The sequence below is a fragment of the Heyndrickxia sp. FW510-T9 genome (assembly GCF_058781025.1).
Window position 1 is genome coordinate 1 of record NZ_JBYSWK010000036.1, and the last position, 23,386, is coordinate 23,386.

Sequence of the window (23,386 nt, forward strand, 5' to 3'; positions counted from 1 at the left end):
AAGGAACTAATATTTCACAATAAATACAAAACAAGAGAAGAAGCAAGAAAGAGCATTATTGAATATATTGTAAGCTTCTATAATTACAAACGTATTCATTCAACTAATAATTATATGTCTCCAATGGCATATGAGAAGCTATATTTTAAGCAACTATCTAACAAGGTGGGGTAGAGCCGTTACCTCGATATAAAGGTAAGGGAAAATCCCTTACTTTTATATCGAGGCCAGCAAGCGAAGGCGCGGTAGGGATTTGTTAAAAATCTCAATTTGATTTGTCCATTTTCTTGACATAGTATCATAGGTAGCTGCTTTTACACTTTGGACAAAAACGATACCGAGTATATAAAACGGTGTTTTTTTGTTCAACTGATTTGATTGTCTTAAATTATTGGAGGTGGCTATGTTAGATTTCGATAATTTAGAAGGGTATCGTGATGCACACACTTATGATCTATTGAATGGTTTGGGCGAAATAGAAAGCAAGTTTTATTTTGACTTTGCAAACCAACAAGGAGGTCCAATTTTAGATGTTGCTTGTGGGACAGGTAGATTAACCTTACCATTAGCTGAGCATGGATTCGATATTACTGGTCTGGATTTAACTCCAGAAATGTTGGAACTTGCAAAGCAAAAGGCCGAACGCTTAAATGTCTCGGTCAATTGGATTCATGCTGATGCAAGACAGTTTGAGTTAGGCCGCAAGTATCGATTTATATTTACTACTGGTAACTCATTTCAGCACTTCTTGGATCGAGTATCAGTAGACAGATTTCTGGGATCCGTTCACAGACATCTTGATGAAGATGGAGTCTTTGCATTCGAAACTAGGAATCCGACGATTTCAGTTTTGGCGGTGAATGAAGATGCAGAAAAGGATTATGCCGATTCATGGATAGATAATGAAGGTTATCATTGCAGCAGCACATACAGACGTTCATATGATCATAAAAGTCAATTAGAGCACTATATCTTTACGAATCGTCGCTGGAAGGATGTGTCTAAAGTAGTGGAAACAGTAGAGCCGTTTGCACTTCGTTACTTTTTTCCTCAAGAGCTTGAAAGTTTGCTTTATTATAATGGATTTGTAATAGAAGAGATGTATGGGAAATTTGACAAGAGCCCATTTCAAGCGGATAGCCCACTCATGGTTTGCATTTGCCGAAAACGAAATAAATAAAGGATATACTGTTAAAAGGTACTTTTCTTTAGTAAAGAAAGGTCCATTTTTTTGTTTCCCCTGGATTTATAAGACAAGATTCAATTGTAGATGTATTGACACTCATTTGAAATGTATAGCAATTTTGCATGATATACCCACAACTGTCCTCATACAATTTCACATTACATTTTCACAGAACCTATTATTGATGATAGAAGAATGAACCTAATGCCATTATGTCAATAATATATTTGACACGACACTAATCAGTGTCTTATAATCAAGTCACCAATTGGTGTCCAATTATAAAGGGGGGGTGATTTTGAGCGAAAAAAATCAAGAGCGTGATATTTATGTAGCCATCGCTGACCCAACAAGACGTAAATTGCTACGTTTGTTGGCGGATGCAGAAGAGTTACCTCTTCATGAATTAACCGCTCAATTTCAAATGGGGCGTACTGCTGTCTCTAAACATTTGGCAATCCTTAAAGGAGCTGGTCTAGTTACGGACCGTAAAGTTGGTAGAGAAACAAGGTATCGACTAAATGCAGCTCCCCTACAAGAAATTAAAGATTGGGTATCGTTTTACGAAAAATTTTGGAATGAAAGAGTAGCACTTTTAAAAATGTTATTAGAGGAGGAATAATAAATGGCAGAATTTTCATTGGATTTTCAGATTAATAGTTCAATCAATAAGGTGTGGAACGCATTAACAGACTCAGATAATCTTGCAAAATGGATTATGAAAAATAACTTTAAACCAATCGTAGGACAAAAATATCAATTCGAAAATGAGCAGTGGAATTTAATCGTAGATTGTGAAGTACTAGTAGTGGACGAGCCTAATAAGCTATCTTACACATGGGTAGGTGGTCCTTTAAACACTGTAGTCACATGGACGTTGAAGGAAGAGGACGGAACAACTTACTTACATCTTGAACATACAGGATTCGATCAGGAAGATCAAGCGTTCAATGGTGCGAAATATGGTTGGGCGAATATGGTTGAAGAACTTAAAAAAATAGTAGAGTAATTGTAACAAAACCTCTGAAGTGAGTTTTTTAGTGTAAAGTTATCGTATATGAAATAACAAACGGCTCGGTATAGGACTGAGCCGTTTGCTTTTTCAGTACAAATATAAGTACAATTTTAATTAAGGAAAGATACCGAAATAAGGAGCTGTGTCAAAATGAAAATGGTACATCATTTAAAATTGGCAAGTTCCGTGTCGATTAAAAAAATATAGGCAAATTCATTTGAAATTGTGCTAACCTGGCAATACTAGATTTAGAGAATGGAGAGGATGTTCGGTGAAAATAAATCAATTAATTGCCAACAATATTAACCGTTTAGATGCCGTCTTACCGGAAGATCAATCGCTCGGAGTTGCTGGTTTGTCTGGATCCGGTAAAACCACCTTTTGTCAAACTATTGGTGAAGAATCCAAGAAACGTCTCGTTTCCTTATTGCCAAAGGCTGAATATCAATATTTGTTTTCTAATATAATGGAAACGAATTTTAGTGCCATCAGGATGGAGGAAATGCCTTTAGTACTTTTTCTCGGAAAATCATCCATTTCTTCCAATCCGCGCTCAACGATTGGCACCCATACTGGCGTTTTTAAAGAGATTCGCGATAGACTTGCTGAAAAATTTCATCTTTCTCCAGAAGTTTTTTCCTTTAATAATGAATTAGGCTGGTGTCCGGCTTGTAAAGGACGCGGAACTACTAAAAATGTCGAATGTAAAAAGTGTGAGGGACGGCGCTATAACCAAGAAGTTGAGCAGAAACAAATCGAATTATTTGAAAAACCACATAGTATTTCCGATATCAACAATCTAAGCATTGAAGCGATTTATTCCCGTGTAGAAGAATTACATATTAGTGAAGCGAAACAACATATTCTTAAAAATATAATCGATATGAATATTGGTTACTTAACATTAAATCGTATTATGGGTACATTGTCAGGCGGGGAATTAACTCGACTTTACTTGGCAGAATTCATGGCAGCAAGTGAAAATACGGTGATTATTATTGATGAAATCTCTGTTGGCCTTGATCACGAAACCTTAGTGAATATTTTAGATCAGATAAAAAAATTAGGCTATAAGAATCAAATTTGGCTTATTGATCATTCAGATACAGTTCTCAATACAACAGATGACCAATTGTTCTTTGGACCTGGAAGTGGGAAATATGGCGGTAAAATTGTCGAAGAATCACCGCGTCCAAAACCTGTTTATGGGGAACAAAATCAGGAAATGCCAACAGAATACTATCAATTTCATGATTTATATTGCCGTAATATTCAAATGGCTGAATTTCAGATTCCCAAAAATAGACTTTTAACCGTTACGGGGGAGTCTGGATGTGGTAAATCAACACTTGTCAATGAATGTATTGCCGAAGATTTTCTGAAGCGATATCCAAAAGACAAATTGGTTATGGTAGGTCAAGATAGAAACCAATCGATTACCAGTCGGTCAACCGTTGCGACTTTTCTTGATATTAAAAAGAAACTCACAAAATATAGTGAAGAAATCGATGACATTTTTGAACGTTCGATTGAAGATATTATTGATGAACTTCCAAATGAAGACATCGCTCATAAACGCTTAAGCTTATTAATCAAACTAGGACTTGGTTATTTGACGTTAGAAAGAAAGACACAATCCTTATCGACTGGTGAATTTCAATGTGTTCATTTAGTTTCGGAACTATTTGCTAATTCAAGAAACCCACATACGCTTTTTATCTTTGATGAGCCTTCAAAAGGTTTGTCCCAAAATATATTAAACCAATTTATTGATAGTGTCAGGGACATTCTGCAAGATGAATCTGTCTCCATCATGATGATTGAGCATAATGCCTATATGATGGAAAGCTCTGATTTTATCGTTGATTTTGGTAAAAGACAGCTGGAACCTGTTCGACATCTTGATGTTGTCCGTCATGACGATTATTTTAGTCAACATAAAAGTACAAATAGTGATGATCCAGTGCATATATCTTCAACACTAGCTTCAAAAAATGGCATTCACTACTTAAAAGAAAATCATATTAGCTATTTTAAAAATGCAGAAAACGTCTACAAAGGCGGTATCTTGAAAAGCTTATCATCCATGGCCCGTCTGATTTATGGTGAATTCGAATCTGAACAAATAGCACCAGTCATTGCTATCGACCTTGAGAGACACTTGTATAGTCAGTATAGTTTTCTCTATGAAATTGGTGGATTGATCAACCATATTGTGGCTGCACATCCAGCAAATAAAGATACTAGAAGCTTTGATTTCTATAATCAAGAAAATCATTGTCCAAGCTGTTCTGGTCGTCGGGAGATTGGGAAATTTGATATTGATGTGGTCATTCAAGACAAAAACGTACCATTCTGGGATGGTCTACTACATCCAGATGTAATGGAAGTATTAAAATATTATCAATATCCGAAACTGCAATTCCTTTTTGATGAGATCAAGAATGAACTAGGTCAAGATATTAGTAAAAGCTATAATGAGATGACAGAAGCGGAAAAGCATACCTTTTTATATGGTTATTGGGAAAATTCATTCTATGATAAAGAAGGTAAGACTCGGAGGATATGGGAAGGTTTTAATATCATCATCGGGCGGTATATGTCCATTTCGAAATCAGAAATTAAAGAGCAGATGAAAGCATCGAAAGAGATGATTACTTGTCCAGTCTGTCATGGAACCGTACTAAACCATCATAAAAAACTAACATTTGGTGAAACTGATATTCGTGAGATTATTCAACAACCTATTGATCAGCTAATCCAAACAATAGGGAAGCTACCAGAACTCGAGAAATTAAAAGCAATTGTTGGCGGCGATATAGTTTTGACGGAAGATGTCTCTCTGTTGCCTAGGGAAACACAGGTATCGTTGAAAATGCTTGAACTGGAACTAGCAAGCTTTGTCGGTTATGAAATGGTATTACAAAATGTTTTACCATTCTGGGACAAAATTAAAGGCAATATCGAAGCAATAAGTAGCAAAAATCTGATCACAATTTGTGATTTTACCAATATTGATGAAACAAGAGAAACCATCGTTGATAAGTATTTCACCAATGGAAAATACAAAAAACTAACATATGTTTATGAAGCATTTGGTTACAAAAAACTTGTCACCCCAATTAATAAGATTAGAAAAAGTCATCCATGCCCATTCTGTAAAGGGAAGAAAGTCATTTCAGAAGATAATCTCCATGATGGCGTGTTTAAACTAACCATTCCATGTGTAAGTTGCAATGTAAGTGGTATCGATGAAGAAGGACGCAACGAAACCGTTGATGGTATAGATGTACAAACATGGCTAACTGGAAAAGTAGGGGATGTTGTTGCTAAAAGCTTCCTTACAGAGGATGTTGAAGATATACCAATTTTTAGTCGTATTCGAGAGTTAAATAAACGAGATATGATGGCAGTTTATCAATGCCTTGAGCAAAATAATTAAGAATAATAAATGGAAGGACAGTAGAGAAAATTCCTGCTGTCCTTTTTGATGACTAGAAATTTCTATTGATCTAAGTGTTCTACATAATCCGACAGAGTGTTTATTAATCAAACGTTTGATTAAAATAGTAATAAAGCCTTTACGTGTCCTTTTTTGCTCATATAGGTTTGTGCAAAAAATGTAATGTTTTGGAAAGAATTCATTTTAAAATATGTCGAATAGCTTTTTTAGCTTGTGAAAAATATTTTGCGTATTTCAACAAATTATTACAAAGCAGGGTGTTAATCAAACGTTTGATTAAACCTATTTAAAACCTAAGTTTTTAAGGTGATTTCAAATAATCTAGACTGCAAAAATTGTTATCGTATGGCGAAGCATCGTTTATATCTTTTTCAATCCCCGCACATCCTTACTCAACAACGGGGCTAACCCCATTAACATCGCCCATGTACCTGCAAAATAAAAAATATAACGAATTGGAATATGATCGGCTAAATATCCGCCAAGAAAAACAGTTGCAGGCATCATGAATGCGGAAATACTAACAACAAGGGAATCCACTCGTGCACGGTATTCAGGTTCCACTAAGGTAATTAAAAGGGTTCCAAATACAACCGCTTGGAAAATACCAAAAAGAGTTTGAATGGCCAATAAAACAAAAGCGAATGGTAATGCGCTTCCTGTTCCTATTAGAATCATACAGGTTGAAGTGATAATTTGTGCTCCAGATAAAATAATCATCGGTTTGAATTTTTTAACAACCCTACCGACAAACAGACCAGTTATGATGGAAACAGCAACAGCGGTTGCCTCAAAGAATCCATATTGAGATGAAGATGCCCCATACTGTTTCTTAAGAATAACCATATATAAATATCCAATGGAAACTATGTTTGTCCCCATATTCATAAATGTGAGGGTAAGTAATGCTTTGTGACCACGTAAAATTTTTATCCCTTCCTTAAACTCCTTCCAAAATTCCCTTTTCTCTTTATTTTGTTGTCTTCCTTTTAACTTATATTTTGGAAGTGCAAACCATGAAACAAGCATTGCAGCAAGTAAAAATAAAAAGGAATGTGTCAACAGGACACCAATAAATCCGATCAACGAGAGCACAAATCCTGCAATAGCATTGCCGAGTAATGCAGCGGTATTGTTAGCTGAAGACATATAGCCACCCACTATTGGAATTCGATCTTTCCCTATTAGGGCAGGTAACAGGCGGTTTTTTGATGGGAATATAAATGCTAGAGCTACATCATTGAGGATAACCATTACCATAACAGAAAAGACTATGTAATCAATGAAAAAAACCTACAAAACATGGAATCATTGAACGAAGATTGGAAAATAATTTACGGAGAATCCGTAGAAGATACGATGGCCAGATGCTATACAAAGCTTAAACAACCAGAAAAAGCATTACCTTTATTCAGAGAATTACTAAAAGAAGACAATAACCATGTTTTTGAGTACTCTCCAATAGACATTGCGATTCGGGAGATTAACAAATCATACCAGGCGTTATGTTATATGGAATTGTGTCAACCGGAAACAGCCTTAGAATATGCACATGAAGCTGTTAAGAAGTTACGCCATTATCCACATACTGCATATTATCAATTTGCTAGGAATGTATTGCAAGAGATTCAGGTGAAGGCATTTAAGTGAAAATTTCAATGGAAAAAGAGATTTTGAAATTTCATGTAATGGGACAAGCTTAGAATAGTTACAGAGAAATAATGGATTGATATTTAAAAGTTAATAGATAAAAGTAAAACGGTTGGACTTAGCTAATCAGCCGTTTTATGTTCCTTTATAATTACTTAACATTGAATATTTACCTGATTCAACATTTTTCTACTGCTTTATTTTTAATCAAACGTTTGATTGAATTTCCCTGAGATGTTAGTATTAAGGGCAATTTATATGATTATGACTGCGAAAAGAGTTACTTTTTGACGAAGCATTTAATCTCAACAAATTATTTTCCAAAATTAATAATCCAAAAGTTTAGCAATCCCAATGGTAAAAATAGAAATATGCAGATACCGTTTAAAACTATTGCAATAGCCATCTTTTTAGCTTTTCTTACATCTCCAAGACAAGCTAAAATAAACCCGATAATTGGGCAGACCATAGCAGTGATCAATGTTAGATTTAAATAGTGATAATAAAAGAAGTCATTTGAAATAAATATGGACTCCACAATTTTTGCTACAACTGCAATAGAAAAAAATAAAAATGATAATGAGACAAGCTTTCCCATATAAATCCTCCAATAATAGTGATTTATTTCTTTCGTTTCTTGAGGTTATTAGCTAAAATTATCCCTAAACTCTGAGGAATCAAGTTTAATAGACTGACCACAATCTGTAATTGAGAGGGTGGAAATGGCTTCATATAATCTTCCCATCTTTCCACTCCGGACATTTGATTAACGAAATAATTAGATACAAGGGCAGAAGCTATATTGCCAATTAAAAGAGCTAGTTAGCCACTAGAAAATCTACCAAGAAAAGCAAGAATAGTAGTCACTACAATCGGACCTGTTAGAAAAGTCCTGGTACATAGACAAAAAAACATATGGAAAGAAGTCTAAACAGACAACAAAAATACCAATTACAAGCTTTTTCATCTTTCAACCCTCATTTAAAAACCAGATTGCCAAGCAATAATAATAAATGTGGTCCAAATTAACGAAGCAAATATCAAGAATGCACTTAGTAGCAAAATAAGGTTGTTTATGAGAAAAGCGGTTTTTTGATGATGTAGATTTTCAATCCTGATTACTAAGAATACTAGAAAAACTATTGCCAATATGGAAGAAACATATGAACTTTCTGCTCCTACCCAATACCAAACCATCGTTTCATTTCCCCAGTAAGCCATGTCCTGGAAAAGCATACTGAAGATGAATCCAATAATCGAAAAGATAAGGGTAAGAGTAGTTATATAGGGGGATACAATCATTTTTTTCAAAAATGTTCCTCCTTCTTTTTATCCTTAACTATCTAATTCACTTAATCGTCTTAGAGCTTCTTCTTTATCGAATGAGCTAAACCAGCGATAATGTTTGTCATCTAAAATACGATAATGCTGACTGATTAAATTTTGCTGCAAACGGAACTTTCCCTTGCTATCTATTTCCTTCCACCAAACTCTTCCGCCCAATGATTTTTCCATCGGTTGATTAATTCCGTTATGTGCAATGGTTTCCATCACCTCTAACGGTTCATTTCCCAAAATAGATTGCAGCACTTCACTTTCTTGGAATAGTGCACATATTGCCACTGCATTTGACCATCCTGATAAAGTTCTCCCTTTTTCAATTTGCACTAGAGTTTTTTTGGAAATCCCGATTACTTCCGCCATTTTATCCTGTGAATATCCTTTTTCTAACCGTATTAGTCTACATTTGTTAGAAATAAGTTCAATGACTTGATCCCGATTCATAAAATCACATCCTTTTTAAAGTTCCATTTCGCGCTAATTAGTGTAATTTTACACTTCTCGTTGTCGTTTAACAAGAAAACTTTACCTAAAATACCACAAAAAATATTTTTTATTCTAAAAATATTGAAATATCTATTTCATAAATATAGAATGTTGTATATAAAATATTTCGAATGGGGTGCAAAAATGGATGTCTTAAATCTAACAAGCCGAAAAAGAGAAACTTATAAAATTCAATTAAAATACTCTATTCTTTGGGAATGTGCACTTGGGATTGCGGCAATAACCAATACACGCTTAATAAATTCATTAGAAAAGTCGGCAGATTATTGGGAGGAGATTCGCAGTGAGTTATCAGGAGAAATCCTAAAACAATTAGATTATGTTGAAGAAAATAATACATGGAAAGCATTGCTCCAATTACTGCATCAACAAGACTTCTCAGAATTACCATCCTTTATTACTTACATCCAAGAACTTTCTAATTCAGAACTTAAATTTATTTGTCTCCCTTTTATCGGAAATGAATTTCAGGAAATAAGAAAACAAGCAGTATTAGGGGATGACACATCTGTTAAACAGATGAAAAGTCTAACGAGGGATAATCCATTTTTTCCGGATTACATAGAATTCATCTGTAAAGTGGATGGAGATTTCTTAAAAGAACACCTGATTGAAGTGATGACAGGGTGGTATCAATTTGTTTTAAAAAAAGATAATGAAAATATCTTGTCCATCTTAAAAACAGATTACGAATCGAAAAAAAAGATGGCGGATAAATTAACTCCGGAGGAATTGGTAGAATGGGCAACCGGTGGAGTAACCTATAACCCTGAGCCAAGCGTGAATTATGTACTTTTAATCCCGCAATATACTTATCGACCCTGGAACATTGCAGCAGATTTAGAAGATACAAAGGTGTACTATTATCCGGTTGCGAATGAAAGCATTTATCCGAATGATCGTTATGCACCAAGCAACTTTCTAGTATTAAAACATAAAGCTTTAGGTGACGAGGCAAGGTTAAGAATCGTTAAATTGTTGTATGACGGTGATCGTTCTTTACAGGAAATCACCGAACATTTGGATGTAGGGAAATCTACTATTCATCATCACTTAAAAATATTGAGGTCTGCAAAATTAGTAGAAATCATTGATTCGAAGTATTCCTTGAAAAGAAAAGCGATTGAAATGCTAGCTAAAGAATTGGAGTATTTTTTGAATGGGTAGGTAGATGCCGAAAAAATAGGAAGAAACTCCGAAAAAGGGGAGAAAATCTCCCAACTTTTGCGGGAAATCTTCCAACTATAGAAGGAAACCGCCGAACTTAAGATAAAGTGTCGAAAAACGAGGAAAAACTCCGAAAAAGGGAAGGAAACCTCCCAATTTTTCAAGGAAACCACCAAACTATAAAAGGAAATCATCCAACTCAAGAGGATGAACCGGAAAACAGGGGAGAAACTCCGAAAAAGGAAAAGAACTCTCCCTACTTTTGTTGGAAACTTCCCAACTATAGAAAGAAACCGCCGAACTAAAATTGATGTCCTGAAAAAATGGGGATAGTCACTGAACTGATTAAAGGTACCCTCCATTTATAAAATTTTTTCAAAGGTGTGTTCTAATTGAATAACAATCTACTAAAAAACCGTTCATTTCTTTCTGTTTGGATGGGCAATGCTGTCTCCGAAATAGGAGGAGCTTTTGGAACCTTTTGCAATTCGATCCTAATCTATCAGCTGACTGGTTCTAAAATGGCACTCAGCAGTATGTGGCTCTTATATTTCATCCCATCCCTCGTCATTCAATTAATCATCGGACCGTACATTGATAGATGGAGCAGAAAGCGGATTATGATCTTCTCACAATGGACAAGGGGGCTAATCTTTCTGATACCACTTGTTTCACTATTAAACGGACACCTTGAATCTTGGCATATCTACGCAGTCCAAATAATAGTTGGGTTGATTACTCCAATTTATACTCCAGCTAATCAGGCAATTACTCCGACTATTGTAGCAAAAGAACAAATTAGTAAAGCTAATGCCTATATTGATGGAACTGTCAGATTGATGACGTTCCTCGCACCAATTTTAGGAGGAATTGTAGTCGAGTATATAGGTGAAAAACTTACACTTTTATTTGTTAGTATACTGCTCATCTTAAGTGGAACACTCCTCCTTTTTATAAAAGAAAAAAGAAACCACCAAAATGTGCGCAAAACTTGGTTAGAACAATTTAAAGAAGGACTTTCCTATTTCTTTACACAACCTATCATTGTTTGGTTAGGAATCTTTCTTGCTTTTGTACAATTTGGAGTAGGGGTTACGATGGTGACAAATCTCCCTTACATAACAGATGAATTATCAGGCAGTTATGCGCAGTATGGTTATTTTATGGCCGGATTTCCTTTGGGATATGTGATTGGCTCTATGCTTGTCGGAAAAATTAAATTAAAAAGTCGCAAAGTTCTTATGTTAGGATCGCTAGTGATCGGTGGCCTTACATATGTATCTTTAGGTTTTAACCATAGTATTTATTTTGCTTGTATAACAGAGGCGATAGCGGGAATTGTGATGGCATTTTTCAGTGTATATAATATGACCATTTGCCAACAAACAGTACCTAATCACTTAATGGGGAAGGTTTTTTCCGTAAGACTATTGATTATTAGGGGTGTTATGCCAGTCGGTGTTGGGCTCGGTGGTGTATTAAGTGATGCCTGGGGAATTCGGCCATTATATATATTGATAGGCACAATTATTAGTGCCGTATCTTTATTTGGAATAGTACTTCCTTATTTTCGGTTTCTTGATCACTCAATCGATAGAAGAAATGTAGCGTAAGAAGGAAATTCGCACAAAATAGTAGAATCCATTTTAAAATCTATTTCAAGTAGGTGTAAAAAAATGTACGCTTCACAGAGTATCCTTTCAACATGGAGAAAATTTGATCAATTCCCAATGGAGACATTAACAAAAGCCTGGTTTTATCATCAGGATACGAAAAAGAAACAAAGAGACGTATCCTTAATGAAAGAGCATCGGGACCAGTATGGAATTTCCGGAAATTGTTTTGATCTTGCCATTTGGCTTCTCGATGAGTTTCTGAAAAATGGGATAAACGCTTATCCAGTAGGCCATTATCTAGGAACGAGTCATGCCCATGTTGCGATTATTGCTTTAGATGAATATGAAAATCGTTTCTTATGTGATCTAGGGGATCAGTGGCTTCAACCTATTTTAATTGACAAGAAACATGATGAGTTTACAGAGGGTAAGCTGCGAGGATTTTTCCCTGCCGCCAATGTACAAGTGAATCCGAGAGAAGAGGAAGTTGAAATCCTCTATCACCGCCCAAATGGAAAAATCTCAAAACAGGTATATGAAACTACACCAATTGACCAAGCTGAATTTTTACAAGCAGCAGAGTTCTCGCAAAATCTACTAAAGCAACGACCCTTGCTAGAAATGCAGAATCCCATATAAAGCGGAAATAGCCCAGTGGGAATTCTACAATTGGGAAAGCTTTTTAAGCACAACTAAGGGAATATTCCATGATCCTCAACTTGAAAGAATAGAAGATTGGGCAAATTTGATCCATGAAAAAACAGGTTATGATGTGACGTTTTTGATAGATGCTTTAAAGGTATATAGCGAAATGAACATTTAAACCAATCTCTTATCTTTAATGATAGAAAATGACAAATAATAGAAATATAGTACAAATGCAATCATAGCGAAGACAAGCCAAGTAGTTTTCGGTGAAGTATAGTAAAGCAGCCAGCCTCCTAAAAGACTACCAAGGGGGCGGCCGATTCCATCTGATAGTTTACTTATGCCGAAATAAAGGCCCATTTTTCCGGATCGATCGGAATAATAGGTAATACTTGTTTCGATAATTGGCAAAATGAATATTTGGCCAATTGTAAATAAAATAATCGCTATATATAAACTAAAAGAGTTATTCCAAAATCCAATGATAAAATAAGAGCCAAATAAAAACAGGATTCCTATCGACATATAAAATTGTGGTTTATAGAATCTACTAATTAATAAGCCTACAGGATATTGTAGGAGTAAACCTGTAATACTGTTGATGAAAAATAGACTTTGTATTTGGTTCGTAAAACTTTTTGCATACTCCGGAAAAGTTACAAATAGTTGTGCAAACAGTATGTAATAAAAGAATGTGAAAATCAAAAAGTGAATAAATTCTTTATGTTGAATCACTTCCTTTATATCTTTAAGTCCCAACTTGTTGAGGGGAGATTGTTTGTAATCTGAATGGACGAATCCCCTCAAAAGTACACTTCCTGCTAAATACAACATTCCTGCAAATATAAATACAAATTTTACTTCGCCTAACCAAATAACCAACCCTGCTAACGATGGTCCAATAAGAAGTCCTAGGTTCGTCGCACTTGATTTAAGAGATGAAAGCTTTGGTCGTTGACTAGAGTCGCCGCTTTTCATCATTAATGCTTGAAGGGATGGTCCGGTTATTCCACCTCCCAATCCTGCAAGTGCTGCAAAAAGAATTAAAAAGTAATATCCATTCATAATGCCAATACCAATAAAGCCAATTCCTCTTATCGTTTCTCCTAAACTTGACATACGTTTATAGCCAAATGTATCACCTAAAGGGCCGAAGATCACAGGTGTTACCATTTGCATGAAAATATAGATGGCAGTTAAACTACTTGCTTGAATAATTGATATGTTATCCACTTCAGTTAGGATTGGAAAAAGCGGCATTGCCATGTATCCTCCAGTAGAAAGAATAAAAATCAAGAAGGCAATAATATACGACTGTTTGTTCATTTTGGACCTCCTCTGCTTATTTTTAATCATAAAGGAGGATTTTCCATGTTTAAAACGAATTATTTTGATAACATTAATGAAATTATTTAATTAAATGGAGATAAAAATGGATATCGAGCAACTTAAAACGTTTATTTCTTTAACGAAAACGAAAAATTTTACCCGGACCGCGGAGGAGTTGAATGTTGTTCAATCGACTGTTACCACAAGAATTAAATTGCTGGAGGAATTTATTGGTGAGAAGCTTTTTGTAAGAAAAACGAGGAGTGTTGAAATAACAGAAGCGGGAAGGACTTTTCAAACCTACGCACAGAAGACAATAGAATTGATGAGCGAAGGGATAGTAGCAGCAAGAACCCGAACACAGTTTCATAATAGAATCGTAATAGGCGGTTTAAATTCTATATGGGACAGTCCTATTTTTGATATTGTAAAAGAATTTTATAAGAAGAGTGAAAGGACGGCTATTAGACTTGTAACGGGTCATTCGCAGGATATCATAGAAAAAATTTATCAAGGAATCATGGATATCGGATTTGTATATGTTCATCCACGATCTTCTGCATACAAGGTGCTAACATTTGGCGAAGAATCCATTAGTTTAGTTGCAGCAAAGAAATTAGCCATGAAATCTAGCATCTCATTAAAGGAAATTAAAAGTTATCCTTATATCCATTTCCATTGGGGTTCTCCCTTTTCGGAATGGTTTGAACAAGAAGTAGGAAAGCATGAAACAATGAGATTACGAGTAGATAATACTAGTGTCTTATTGCGAATGTTAGTAAACGGAGATGGTATTGGCTTTTTATTAGATCATATTGTAGAACCATATATCAAAAATGGAGATTTACAAAGAGTTGAGATTGAATCAGCAAAATTACCTCCTTCGAGACCTATTTACGTGATTTACCTGGCGGATAAGGAAGACAAAGTTAAACCGTTTCTAAACTTTCTACATTTAAGGAGTGATAATCATGCAATACACCATCCGTAAAATGCAGTTAGAGGACATTTCTCATGTTCAAAATGTAGCAAAGGAAAGCTGGAATGCAACGTATGAGGGAATTATCCCCTTACATGTTCAAGAAAGCTTTTTAAAATCTGCCTACAATGACGAGATGATGAAAAGAAGATACGAGCGATCCTTTATTTTTGTGGCGGAAGTAGAAGGGGAAATCATTGGTTTCGCGAACTTTTCTCCTTTAAAAGAGAATGGGGAAGCGGAACTTGGCGCAATTTACCTGTACCCGGAATTTCAAGGGAACGGGATAGGAACAGCTTTGTTAAAAAAGGGAATCAATTTATTAGAAGGGGTAAAAGAGATTTATATAAACGTTGAAAAGGATAATCAAATCGGAAAAAACTTTTATCAGGCAAAGGGATTCGAGGTTGTATCTGAATTTGATGATCATTTTGAAGGGCATAATTTAGAGACGGTTAGAATGGTACTTCGGTTATAGCATGATTGGAATATTCATGTTAATATAAGATAATCATCTAATTTAAAATAAGGGACGATTACATTTCATGGCTATTGAAAGAGAAGACGGTAATGACAAAAGTTCTAATATCTTAATCGATCATTTTCATTCTTCAGTTGTCGAAGCTATTGCTTTTTTGTCATTAGAAGCGAAGCAGGAACCGCGGCAGAACAATCTAGAAATTCATCTCTCAGATGATTCGGCAAGTTTTTTTCAAAATTGGAGAATAGAATCTACGATTGATTTTATAAGCCTGTTTAACTTTTTGATTCCTTGTCCAGCTTTTCATGATACGAATCTATTTATAGAAATGATGCAGGGATTATCTGATGAAGTGTTCCTTTATCATCTTTTTGGTGAGGATCTTGATGAAACAAGGGTAAGAGGGCTTCTAAAGGATCCAGCGACATTCATTATGAATAATGAAAATATATTTTGGGATTCTGATGTAAAGCAGGGCTTTGTCATTAAATTTGTTCAAAACATTATGGATTATCGCTCCGCATTAGAGCAATTATTAATGGAAGTGTCTGCTGCATCATTATTTGTAAAAGCACTCGATAATCGTAAGGCAATAATTGAAGAAGCAATGTTGAAAGTGAAATTTTTGCCGATGGAGCCTTTAACACTGGCTCAATACATCATGGGAAAAAACTTCCGGAGGGTAAGCAACTACAGAATGTATTATTTCATTCCGAGTTATTTCTTCCCATTCAAAATGCGCATCTTCAATACAAATCAATGCATAGTTATCTATCAATGTGCCTCTCCGATTTCAGATGACCTTCAGAAAAGCAAGGATCTAGATGCCAAGCTAAAAGCGATTGCAGACCCTAATCGGTTAATCTTGCTAAAGTTGCTCTCCGGTCAAAAATTGTATGGTGCAAGAATGGCAGAATACTTGGGAATCACAACCGCAACTGTTTCTCATCATCTTGATTTGCTGAAAAAGGCTGGATTTATTACGGAAGAAAAAGTCGGCACGATAAAGTATTTTACAAGTAACAAGAAGCAGTTAGAGGACTTTTTGGAACAACTTCATACATTCATAAAATAAAGTACACCTTAATTGGTGTATTTTTTTATAGAAGTGAGTTTGAACAACAATGTTCCCTTACAAAAAAATACGTACTCAGAAGCCCCCAATGTGCCAATAAACTGATTTCATGCGCTCCGAACAAGAATCAATGTTCCCGACAGATAGAACGTATCCCAAATCGACCCCAATGATCCCTGAATCAAAAAGAATGTGCCCCCAAACCGATTCCATGTGCCCTGAACAAGACTCAATGTGCCTTTAACAAAAGAACGTGCCCTTAATCGTCCTCAATGCGCCCTGAATCAAAAAGAATGCGCCGTCAAACCAATTCCATGTGCCCTGAACAAGACTCAATGTGCCTTTAACAAAAGAACGCACCCCATCCGTCATCCAATGTGCCTTGAATCAAAAAGAATGTGCCCCCAACAAAAATCAATACGCCTGAACAAAAAAATTCGCACCTCGAAAAGACCTCATTGTAATGCAATCTCCACAGAATCCACCCGCAATACCATTTATAATCACCCAAACCCATCCCCCAATCCACCACACTCATAAATATTAACAAACCATTCATAATTCTTATTGCCATTTTTCAAACAATTAAATATAATATAAACATCTTATAAGATAATCATCTAACATTAAAAAGGAGGCTATCACATTGATTTCTACCCAAAACGTCATTGAGGTTAATGATTTAGTAAGGGATTATCAATCAACCAAAGGTGTGCTGAAAAAGGAAAAACATATTGTTAGGGCTGTCGATGGAATTTCATTCGAGGTCAAAAAGGGAGAAATCTTCGGCTTGCTTGGATCAAATGGAGCTGGTAAAACAACTACGATAAAAATGCTTACGACATTACTCACTCCAACTTCCGGGAGCATCAAGGTTCTAGGATTTAACCCAGTAGGGGATGAAAAGGAACTACGGTCAAAAATTAACTTTGTTTATGGTGGGGAAAGAAGTCTTTACTGGAGGATTACGGCCAGAGAAAATCTAGAATACTTTTCCGATCTGTACAACATTGATAAAAGAACGAAGCGGAAGCGAATACCTGAGCTTTTAGAAATGGTCGGTTTACAGGATCGTGCGGATGAAAGGGTGGAGACATATTCAAAAGGAATGAAACAAAGGTTGCAAATCGCCCGGAGTTTGGTGAATGATCCTGAAATCTTATTTTTAGATGAGCCTACCATAGGATTAGACCCAATAGGTGCGAGGGATTTGCGTAAAATTGTAAAGGATTTAGCGAGTCTGGACAAAACGGTTTTAATCACCACTCATTACATGTATGAAGCGGATGAGATATGTGACCGGGTAGCAATCATAAATAAAGGGAAGCTTGCGGCTATGGATACACCTGCTAATTTGAAAAAGTTCACGGAAAATACTTCAGTTATTGAACTGCGGCTTGCAGACAAGGATGACCAATTCATTTACAGGCTAAATACATTGGATTTTGTTGATGCGGTTAATGTGGAAAACGGGCAAGAAGTTTACTTGCATTGCAAACAGCCTAATTTGGTCTATCCATCTTTATTCTCTCTTATCACGGATCGGCAAGTGTTAAACATTAGTACAAGAAATGCTTCGTTAGAGGACGTATACGTTCATTATGTAACCCAATAAGGAGGGAGTTAATGTGGTTCATGCACTACGAGTTATCGCATCAAGCTTAAATATCCACCGCAAACAAAGCTTTGCCCGTGCGACATTCCGGTTTATCGTGATATTTCAACCAGTCTTGTATTCTTTTCTTTTATATATGATGTTTAAAGGCACTCATAATACAAATATTGGAGAATATATCGTCATTAGCTCTGGTTTAATGACTTTATGGAGCAGCATTATTTTTTCTTCTGCGGGAGATATTGAGCGGGAGCGTTACATGGGAACATTAGAATTTATTTATGCTTCTCCGACAGATTTTCGCATTATCTTTTTCGGCAAGGTATTAGGCAATTTGCTGCTCGGTATTTTTTCCATGCTGCTCAGTGTTATATGTGTTTGTTTGTACGGGGAGACAGTGAAAATTGCGAACCCTTTAGAATTCAGCTTAACATTCCTTTTAACGATGGCTTCGTTTGCAGTAATTTCATTATTGATGGGTTCTTTGTTTACACTTTCAAGAAATTCACGTTTATTGATGAACTGGATGGAGTACCCGATTTACATCTTATGCGGTATTGTTTTTCCAATTGATGTGATGCCAAAGGCCATTCAATATTTGGCGTACTTGTTATCGCCAACATGGGCAGTGGATGCATTACGGGAAAGTATGATTGGGATAAAAGATATATCCATATTTTATCAACATCTTGGCATTTTGCTTGCCCTGACTATTTTGTATTTAATTCTAGCAATCACATTATTTAAAAAGATCGACTTACTTACAAGAATAAAAGGAACATTAGGGGTGCATTAAGTTGGAGAATATCGTCATTCGGTTTTTAAAACAATCCTTGCTTTCCTATAAAGCTTTAAAAGGCAATTTAAATACAAAGATGATCGTTTTTGATAAAGTGATCAATCCGATTATGCAATTAATTTTTTTTACCATGCTTGCCAAATTCGTGTACCAGACAAACGATGTTACACCATGGGTAATCGGGAATGCCTTTTTACTCAGTGTGTATAATTCGATTTTTGGTGTTGGAGCGGTCATGGTGAGTGAAAGAAGCTTTGGGACATTAAAATTAGTTATTGCCTCGACAGCAAATAAGTTTCTTGTTTTTACCGGGAGAGCGTTTATGCATGTATTGGATGGGCTTGTAACGGTAATCATTGGACTGATTGCTGGTGCGCTTTTGTTTCATTGCGATTTTACGGAAACAAATTTCTGGCTGTTTGCTCTATGTTTATTTGTCAGTATGTTTGCCGCGATGGGAATGGGCCTTTTAATTGGCAGTATTGGACTTGTAGCAAGTGACATAAACCTGATTTTGAATCTATCGATGTTTATCATTTTCATTTTTACCGGGGCTGAATTTCCACTATCGAAGCTACCAGGGTTTTTACACAATGCCGCTTATCTGCTACCTATTACAAGAGGTATTGAAGCTTCCAGGTTAATTGTAAGTGGGCATATAAACTCCCATGTTTATCATTTAATCGCGATGGAGTTTGTGGTTGGAGTTGTGTATGTGGCGATTGGTTATTTTGTGTTGAAGTATATGGAGAATTTAGCGAAGAAGCATGCTGCGTTGGATGCGTATTGATAGGGATGAGTGGTCATCACTTTTCTCAAAAGATTCGGGATCTGCAACAGTATTTTAGGGCGGTGGTATTTTCCTTTTTTTACATAAAAATTGTAAGAACAATTCTTCTCTCTTTTCATTTAACATGAAACTTCCGGAGAATATTATCGTAAGTATAAGAAGAAACAAAAAAGGGGGAAGGAAAATGAAACGAACTGCCGAGATTACACTAACAATTATTGGAGTTATTATTAATGCAATTGTTGGAGGTGGTGTGATATTAATAGCTTCAATATTTAAGAATGAGGCTTTTCAAGATCAAGTAAAAAATGCACTTGAGGACGACTCGAATATAAATAATGTGGACCCTTCTAAGGTTTTAGATGCTATTGGAAATGGAATCTGGTGGGTTGTTATAGCTTCTTTGATTGGACTAGTGTTAGGAATTATCGCTGTCATTTACCTTAAAGGTAATAAAAAACCAACTCTTGCCGGTATCTTGTTAATAATAGCAGCAGTTGTTTCCGTATTTCTAACAGTTGGGATTGGCTGGTTGTCAGGTATATTGTTCTTGATTGCAGGGATTCTCAGTTTAGCCCGTAAACCTAAAATTACTATAGAGGAATAAAATGGGACTTGCCTTTTTGGCAAGTCTTATATTGGAGTAAAGCTATTAAAAAGGGCAGAGGAGTTAGCTGAAAGGGTGGACGCTTCTAGCTTCCAAACACCCGAATTTTATAAAAAACAAGGTTGTCTAGTATATAGAAAAGTATAGACATCTCCATCTAATATAAAAGTTTTCCATATATGCAACGTTATGTGTAAGCCTTACTTTAATGCATTTTTTTCACACTTTACTGATGCGAGACCAAATAATCCGTTTTTCTCAAAGGTTACGGTTCTCCAGTTTGCATCCTCAAAACAAGATTCTATTTTTTTGGTAACTAGATTATGATTATGTTTGATTCTAGCAATAGACAATGAACAAACCAAGACTAGGACAATTGTAGTTGTTATTACCGTGATTTTTTGTAGTTTATTTTCCTTTGCTTTTAGCCTTTGGATGTCAGAAAAATCTTCATTTAATCTATAATTACCAGCTAGATATTTCTGAATCTCAACATAATAAATAGCGTTCTGGATGATTAATAATAGTAATAAGAGGAAGATAAACATATAACGATTGAACGGAAAGATCATAATGGAAATCAGCAATGGAATGCTGAACCAGTATAGTACATACACTTTCCTCGTTGCTTTTTGCGTTACTTGTATAAGCATTTCATCATCTTCTAAAAATTCACTAGGTTTTAAGAAAGAAATTGCATTTAGTTTGTTATCTGGATTTTTTCTGTTATATGTTATTACTTTTCTTGTGAAAATAATACAGAATGCGAATAACAAAATAAATCCTCCAATAAATGCTATCATTCCTGGTGTGTACCAATGGAATAAAATATTATCGCCTTCTATACTTATAACACTTTCAAACCCACTAAATAACGAATCTACCATAAATACTGCCCCAAACATCAAAATCATCATTATCACATACAAAGTTATGCTCCACAATGGAAGCTGTACACGAAAATCATTTTTGCTCATCTGAATCTTCCCCCTCTAACCAAAATAATTCATCTACTCGAATCTGCAAATGTTTCGCTAGACGCAATGATAATGCAATTGATGGCGAAAATTCCCCTTTTTCAATGAAGCCTATGGTTTGCCTTGTTACTCCAACGAATTTAGCTAATTCAGATTGTGAAAATCCGTGCCTTGCTCGTAATTCTCTAACCCGATTTCTTAGCATTTTGAACTCCTTTTGATAATGTTAATAAATATATTCATAATGTAAACTATTATTAACATTAAGTAAAGTATTACTAACATAAATTTTCGAATAAATAAAAAAACATCGCCTTTAGCGATGCTATTTCAGTGATATCTTAATTTTGTTTTAGAATATTAATGATACTCCGAAACCCAATTCGAATCCCATCTAAAATCATAGATTTCGCCTTTCTTTAGATTCAATACTTTTCCATTGATTTTAACAGTGTAATTGTTAATCCACTTAACGTTAGCGTGGTCAATTTTATAATCATTATAGATAGTTTTGTTAAACCAAAGAGGTCCATCCAATTCTCCTCTCACCCCATAGGAGGTCGTCGCTCCGCCGTTGGTGAGGTATAAATGAATTTTGTAATGATGATCGGGGGAAATGCTTGAGAACATTTCGCTTTTTGCCGCAGGAACAAAAAGAGAAAACAACACTGCTATAGTAAAAATAAATGAAAGTCCAAATGATATAAGAATTGTGAACCAGCTTCTTAAGGCTTTAGTCCAACCATTTATTTCCCTTAATCCGATTATTCCTGTGAAAAAAGCTATGATACTAAATGTAAGTAATATGTACGATGGTAGTGTTATCATCCAAAGCTGGTATATTTGAGAAAGAACATAGTAACAACAAGATAACAAACAAAATAAACATAGATAAAAAGACCATAAACTGTATTTTAATTTCATTACAATCACAAACCTTTCAATTAGTTCCGTTAATTAATCCACATGAATCATAATTTCAAGGCCTGTTGGATTTTCCATAAACGGTTTGCTATATTCTCTAAAAATAAAGTCCATTCCTGAGATATCATCGGGTAATGCCGGAGAAACAATGAAATTATAGGTGGATTGTCCTGTGGAACCAGTACCATTATCCATGCGGCAATCATATTTTTTTCCCATAATTAATTCTAAAAAGTTATGTTCACATTGGCTTGTTAGTGTGTCCAATATGCTATCCCATTCAACGATTAATTTCACAACACTGGCGTTAGTGTATTGGTGAATAGAAGTAACGGTATATAATCTTCCATCCATTTCTAAGAATTTATTAATTGGTAGAAGTTTGCGGAAACCATTTGGTTCAACGATAGGACGATAATGCTCTTCCATCTTTAATGCACCAAATAAGGAATGTAAAAAATCCTCATAAAAACCGAACTTTGTTGCCCACGCAGAGATATATTCATTAAATGGCAGACCTGGGTGGTTGTTAGAGATTTCTTTTCTTTGCTTCAACAATTCACAAATTTTTTCATCAATAAGAATGATTCGTTCATCATAGTAGTCAGATTGTAGTTGATGATGTATTCGCTTCATTTTTCCTCCAGAAAAGTCTTGATTTAATCCTATTTTAACAAATAATGGGATGGGTAGATATATTTATTGATGTATTTATTCCATTTTTTCACTATAGTTTGAAAAGTTTATATATAATGACAATAAAACAAAAGGGGGAAGAAAAATGAAACGAACTGCCGAGATTACACTAACAATTATTGGAGTTATTATTAATGCATTTGTTGGAGGCGGTGTGATATTAATAGCCTCAATATTTAAGAATGAGGCTTTTCAAGATCAAGTAAAAAATGCACTTGAGGACGACTCGAATTTAAATAATGTGGATCCTTCTAAGGTTTTTGATGCTATTGGAAATGGAATCTGGTGGGTTGTTATTGCTTCTTTGATTGGACTGGTGTTAGGGATTATCGCTGTCATTTACCTTAAAGGTAATAAAAAACCAACTCTTGCCGGTATCTTGTTAATAATAGCTGCAGTTGTTTCCGTATTTTTAACAGTTGGGGTTGGCTGGTTGTCAGGTATATTGTTCTTGATTGCAGGGATTCTCAGCTTAGCCCGTAAACCTAAAATTACTATAGAGGAATGAAATGGGGCTTGCC

At 35.3% G+C, this 23,386-nt stretch carries 27 protein-coding genes; 18 read left to right on the forward strand and 9 right to left on the reverse strand.

Features of this window, described 5'->3' with window-relative positions:
- The 5 genes from AC3WJF_RS16325 to AC3WJF_RS16345 form a co-directional block, all read left to right on the forward strand.
- On the forward strand, positions 1 to 174 hold a 174-nt coding region (locus AC3WJF_RS16325; RefSeq protein ID WP_492452889.1), incomplete at its 5' end, for an IS3 family transposase.
- A gap of 229 nt (positions 175 to 403) precedes the next feature.
- Positions 404 to 1,180 (forward strand): class I SAM-dependent methyltransferase, encoded by a 777-nt coding sequence (locus AC3WJF_RS16330; RefSeq protein ID WP_492454077.1) that lies wholly within the window; start codon positions 404 to 406, stop codon positions 1,178 to 1,180.
- A 304-nt stretch (positions 1,181 to 1,484) separates the two neighbouring features.
- A complete protein-coding gene (locus AC3WJF_RS16335) occupies positions 1,485 to 1,808 on the forward strand; it encodes an ArsR/SmtB family transcription factor (protein WP_492454079.1) in 324 nt (107 codons plus the stop codon).
- A gap of 3 nt (positions 1,809 to 1,811) precedes the next feature.
- Entirely contained in the window at positions 1,812 to 2,195 is a 384-nt protein-coding gene (locus tag AC3WJF_RS16340; protein ID WP_492454081.1) for an SRPBCC family protein, read from the forward strand.
- Between the two features lie 277 nt (positions 2,196 to 2,472).
- Entirely contained in the window at positions 2,473 to 5,643 is a 3,171-nt protein-coding gene (locus AC3WJF_RS16345) for an ATP-binding cassette domain-containing protein (protein WP_492454083.1), read from the forward strand.
- A 381-nt stretch (positions 5,644 to 6,024) separates the two neighbouring features.
- Here the strand turns inward: AC3WJF_RS16345 and AC3WJF_RS16350 are convergent, their stop codons facing one another.
- Positions 6,025 to 6,924: an MFS transporter gene (locus AC3WJF_RS16350; protein ID WP_492454085.1), complete on the reverse strand. Its 900-nt coding sequence runs from the start codon at positions 6,922 to 6,924 to the stop codon at positions 6,025 to 6,027.
- Between the two features lie 51 nt (positions 6,925 to 6,975).
- On the opposite strand from AC3WJF_RS16350, the gene AC3WJF_RS16355 reads away from it, so the two are divergent.
- A complete protein-coding gene (locus AC3WJF_RS16355; RefSeq protein WP_492454087.1) occupies positions 6,976 to 7,314 on the forward strand; it encodes a hypothetical protein in 339 nt (112 codons plus the stop codon).
- Between the two features lie 313 nt (positions 7,315 to 7,627).
- Here the strand turns inward: AC3WJF_RS16355 and AC3WJF_RS16360 are convergent, their stop codons facing one another.
- The 3 genes from AC3WJF_RS16360 to AC3WJF_RS16370 all read right to left on the reverse strand — a co-directional run bounded on the left by AC3WJF_RS16360 (position 7,628) and on the right by AC3WJF_RS16370 (position 9,099).
- Complete coding sequence (locus tag AC3WJF_RS16360) at positions 7,628 to 7,912, reverse strand: hypothetical protein (protein ID WP_492454089.1); 285 nt, start codon at positions 7,910 to 7,912, stop codon at positions 7,628 to 7,630.
- Between the two features lie 383 nt (positions 7,913 to 8,295).
- The gene (locus AC3WJF_RS16365; RefSeq protein WP_492454091.1) at positions 8,296 to 8,625 is read right to left on the reverse strand and encodes a DUF3902 family protein; all 330 of its coding nucleotides are present in this window, start codon (positions 8,623 to 8,625) and stop codon (positions 8,296 to 8,298) included.
- A 24-nt stretch (positions 8,626 to 8,649) separates the two neighbouring features.
- Positions 8,650 to 9,099 carry a helix-turn-helix transcriptional regulator gene (locus AC3WJF_RS16370; protein ID WP_492454093.1) on the reverse strand — a complete coding sequence of 150 codons (450 nt, stop codon included), beginning with the start codon at positions 9,097 to 9,099 and terminating at the stop codon, positions 8,650 to 8,652.
- Positions 9,100 to 9,285: 186 nt separating this feature from the next.
- Between AC3WJF_RS16370 and AC3WJF_RS16375 the strand changes: the two genes are divergently transcribed.
- The 3 genes from AC3WJF_RS16375 to AC3WJF_RS16385 all read left to right on the forward strand — a co-directional run bounded on the left by AC3WJF_RS16375 (position 9,286) and on the right by AC3WJF_RS16385 (position 12,584).
- A complete protein-coding gene (locus AC3WJF_RS16375; RefSeq protein WP_492454095.1) occupies positions 9,286 to 10,329 on the forward strand; it encodes an ArsR/SmtB family transcription factor in 1,044 nt (347 codons plus the stop codon).
- A gap of 392 nt (positions 10,330 to 10,721) precedes the next feature.
- Entirely contained in the window at positions 10,722 to 11,942 is a 1,221-nt protein-coding gene (locus AC3WJF_RS16380; RefSeq protein ID WP_492454097.1) for an MFS transporter, read from the forward strand.
- 63 nt (positions 11,943 to 12,005) lie between these two features.
- Complete coding sequence (locus tag AC3WJF_RS16385; protein ID WP_492454099.1) at positions 12,006 to 12,584, forward strand: hypothetical protein; 579 nt, start codon at positions 12,006 to 12,008, stop codon at positions 12,582 to 12,584.
- A gap of 180 nt (positions 12,585 to 12,764) precedes the next feature.
- Here AC3WJF_RS16385 and AC3WJF_RS16390 read toward each other — a convergent pair whose 3' ends face one another.
- Positions 12,765 to 13,919, reverse strand: a complete 1,155-nt coding sequence (locus tag AC3WJF_RS16390; protein ID WP_492454101.1) for an MFS transporter — start codon at positions 13,917 to 13,919, stop codon at positions 12,765 to 12,767.
- A 106-nt stretch (positions 13,920 to 14,025) separates the two neighbouring features.
- Here AC3WJF_RS16390 and AC3WJF_RS16395 point away from each other — a divergent pair, with 106 nt between their 5' ends.
- The 7 genes from AC3WJF_RS16395 (at position 14,026) to AC3WJF_RS16425 (ending at position 20,268) form a co-directional block, all read left to right on the forward strand.
- Complete coding sequence (locus AC3WJF_RS16395; protein WP_492454103.1) at positions 14,026 to 14,913, forward strand: LysR family transcriptional regulator; 888 nt, start codon at positions 14,026 to 14,028, stop codon at positions 14,911 to 14,913.
- The gene (locus tag AC3WJF_RS16400) at positions 14,894 to 15,379 is read left to right on the forward strand and encodes a GNAT family N-acetyltransferase (protein ID WP_492454105.1); all 486 of its coding nucleotides are present in this window, start codon (positions 14,894 to 14,896) and stop codon (positions 15,377 to 15,379) included. Before AC3WJF_RS16395 ends, AC3WJF_RS16400 begins: the two co-directional genes overlap by 20 nt.
- A gap of 67 nt (positions 15,380 to 15,446) precedes the next feature.
- The gene (locus AC3WJF_RS16405) at positions 15,447 to 16,457 is read left to right on the forward strand and encodes an ArsR/SmtB family transcription factor (RefSeq protein ID WP_492454107.1); all 1,011 of its coding nucleotides are present in this window, start codon (positions 15,447 to 15,449) and stop codon (positions 16,455 to 16,457) included.
- Between the two features lie 646 nt (positions 16,458 to 17,103).
- On the forward strand, positions 17,104 to 18,072 hold the full coding sequence (locus AC3WJF_RS16410) for an ABC transporter ATP-binding protein (protein WP_492454109.1): 969 nt from the start codon (positions 17,104 to 17,106) through the stop codon (positions 18,070 to 18,072).
- Positions 18,073 to 18,085: 13 nt separating this feature from the next.
- A complete protein-coding gene (locus AC3WJF_RS16415) occupies positions 18,086 to 18,868 on the forward strand; it encodes an ABC transporter permease (RefSeq protein WP_492454111.1) in 783 nt (260 codons plus the stop codon).
- Position 18,869: 1 nt separating this feature from the next.
- Entirely contained in the window at positions 18,870 to 19,661 is a 792-nt protein-coding gene (locus tag AC3WJF_RS16420; protein ID WP_492454113.1) for an ABC transporter permease, read from the forward strand.
- A 184-nt stretch (positions 19,662 to 19,845) separates the two neighbouring features.
- Complete coding sequence (locus AC3WJF_RS16425; protein WP_492454115.1) at positions 19,846 to 20,268, forward strand: DUF4064 domain-containing protein; 423 nt, start codon at positions 19,846 to 19,848, stop codon at positions 20,266 to 20,268.
- Between the two features lie 200 nt (positions 20,269 to 20,468).
- Here AC3WJF_RS16425 and AC3WJF_RS16430 read toward each other — a convergent pair whose 3' ends face one another.
- The 3 genes from AC3WJF_RS16430 to AC3WJF_RS16440 all read right to left on the reverse strand — a co-directional run bounded on the left by AC3WJF_RS16430 (position 20,469) and on the right by AC3WJF_RS16440 (position 21,914).
- The gene (locus AC3WJF_RS16430) at positions 20,469 to 21,245 is read right to left on the reverse strand and encodes a hypothetical protein (protein ID WP_492454117.1); all 777 of its coding nucleotides are present in this window, start codon (positions 21,243 to 21,245) and stop codon (positions 20,469 to 20,471) included.
- The gene (locus AC3WJF_RS16435; RefSeq protein WP_492454119.1) at positions 21,232 to 21,450 is read right to left on the reverse strand and encodes a helix-turn-helix transcriptional regulator; all 219 of its coding nucleotides are present in this window, start codon (positions 21,448 to 21,450) and stop codon (positions 21,232 to 21,234) included. The genes AC3WJF_RS16430 and AC3WJF_RS16435 overlap by 14 nt, the downstream gene beginning before the upstream one ends.
- Before the next feature lie 155 nt (positions 21,451 to 21,605).
- Positions 21,606 to 21,914: a DUF5412 family protein gene (locus tag AC3WJF_RS16440; RefSeq protein ID WP_492454157.1), complete on the reverse strand. Its 309-nt coding sequence runs from the start codon at positions 21,912 to 21,914 to the stop codon at positions 21,606 to 21,608.
- Between AC3WJF_RS16440 and AC3WJF_RS16445 the strand changes: the two genes are divergently transcribed.
- Positions 21,862 to 22,092, forward strand: coding sequence for a hypothetical protein (locus tag AC3WJF_RS16445; RefSeq protein WP_492454161.1), 231 nt, complete (start codon positions 21,862 to 21,864; stop codon positions 22,090 to 22,092). The genes AC3WJF_RS16440 and AC3WJF_RS16445 overlap by 53 nt on opposite strands.
- Before the next feature lie 110 nt (positions 22,093 to 22,202).
- Here the strand turns inward: AC3WJF_RS16445 and AC3WJF_RS16450 are convergent, their stop codons facing one another.
- The gene (locus AC3WJF_RS16450) at positions 22,203 to 22,805 is read right to left on the reverse strand and encodes a hypothetical protein (protein WP_492454121.1); all 603 of its coding nucleotides are present in this window, start codon (positions 22,803 to 22,805) and stop codon (positions 22,203 to 22,205) included.
- Between the two features lie 145 nt (positions 22,806 to 22,950).
- Between AC3WJF_RS16450 and AC3WJF_RS16455 the strand changes: the two genes are divergently transcribed.
- Positions 22,951 to 23,373 (forward strand): DUF4064 domain-containing protein, encoded by a 423-nt coding sequence (locus AC3WJF_RS16455; RefSeq protein WP_492454123.1) that lies wholly within the window; start codon positions 22,951 to 22,953, stop codon positions 23,371 to 23,373.
- The last annotated feature ends 13 nt before the right edge of the window (positions 23,374 to 23,386 follow it).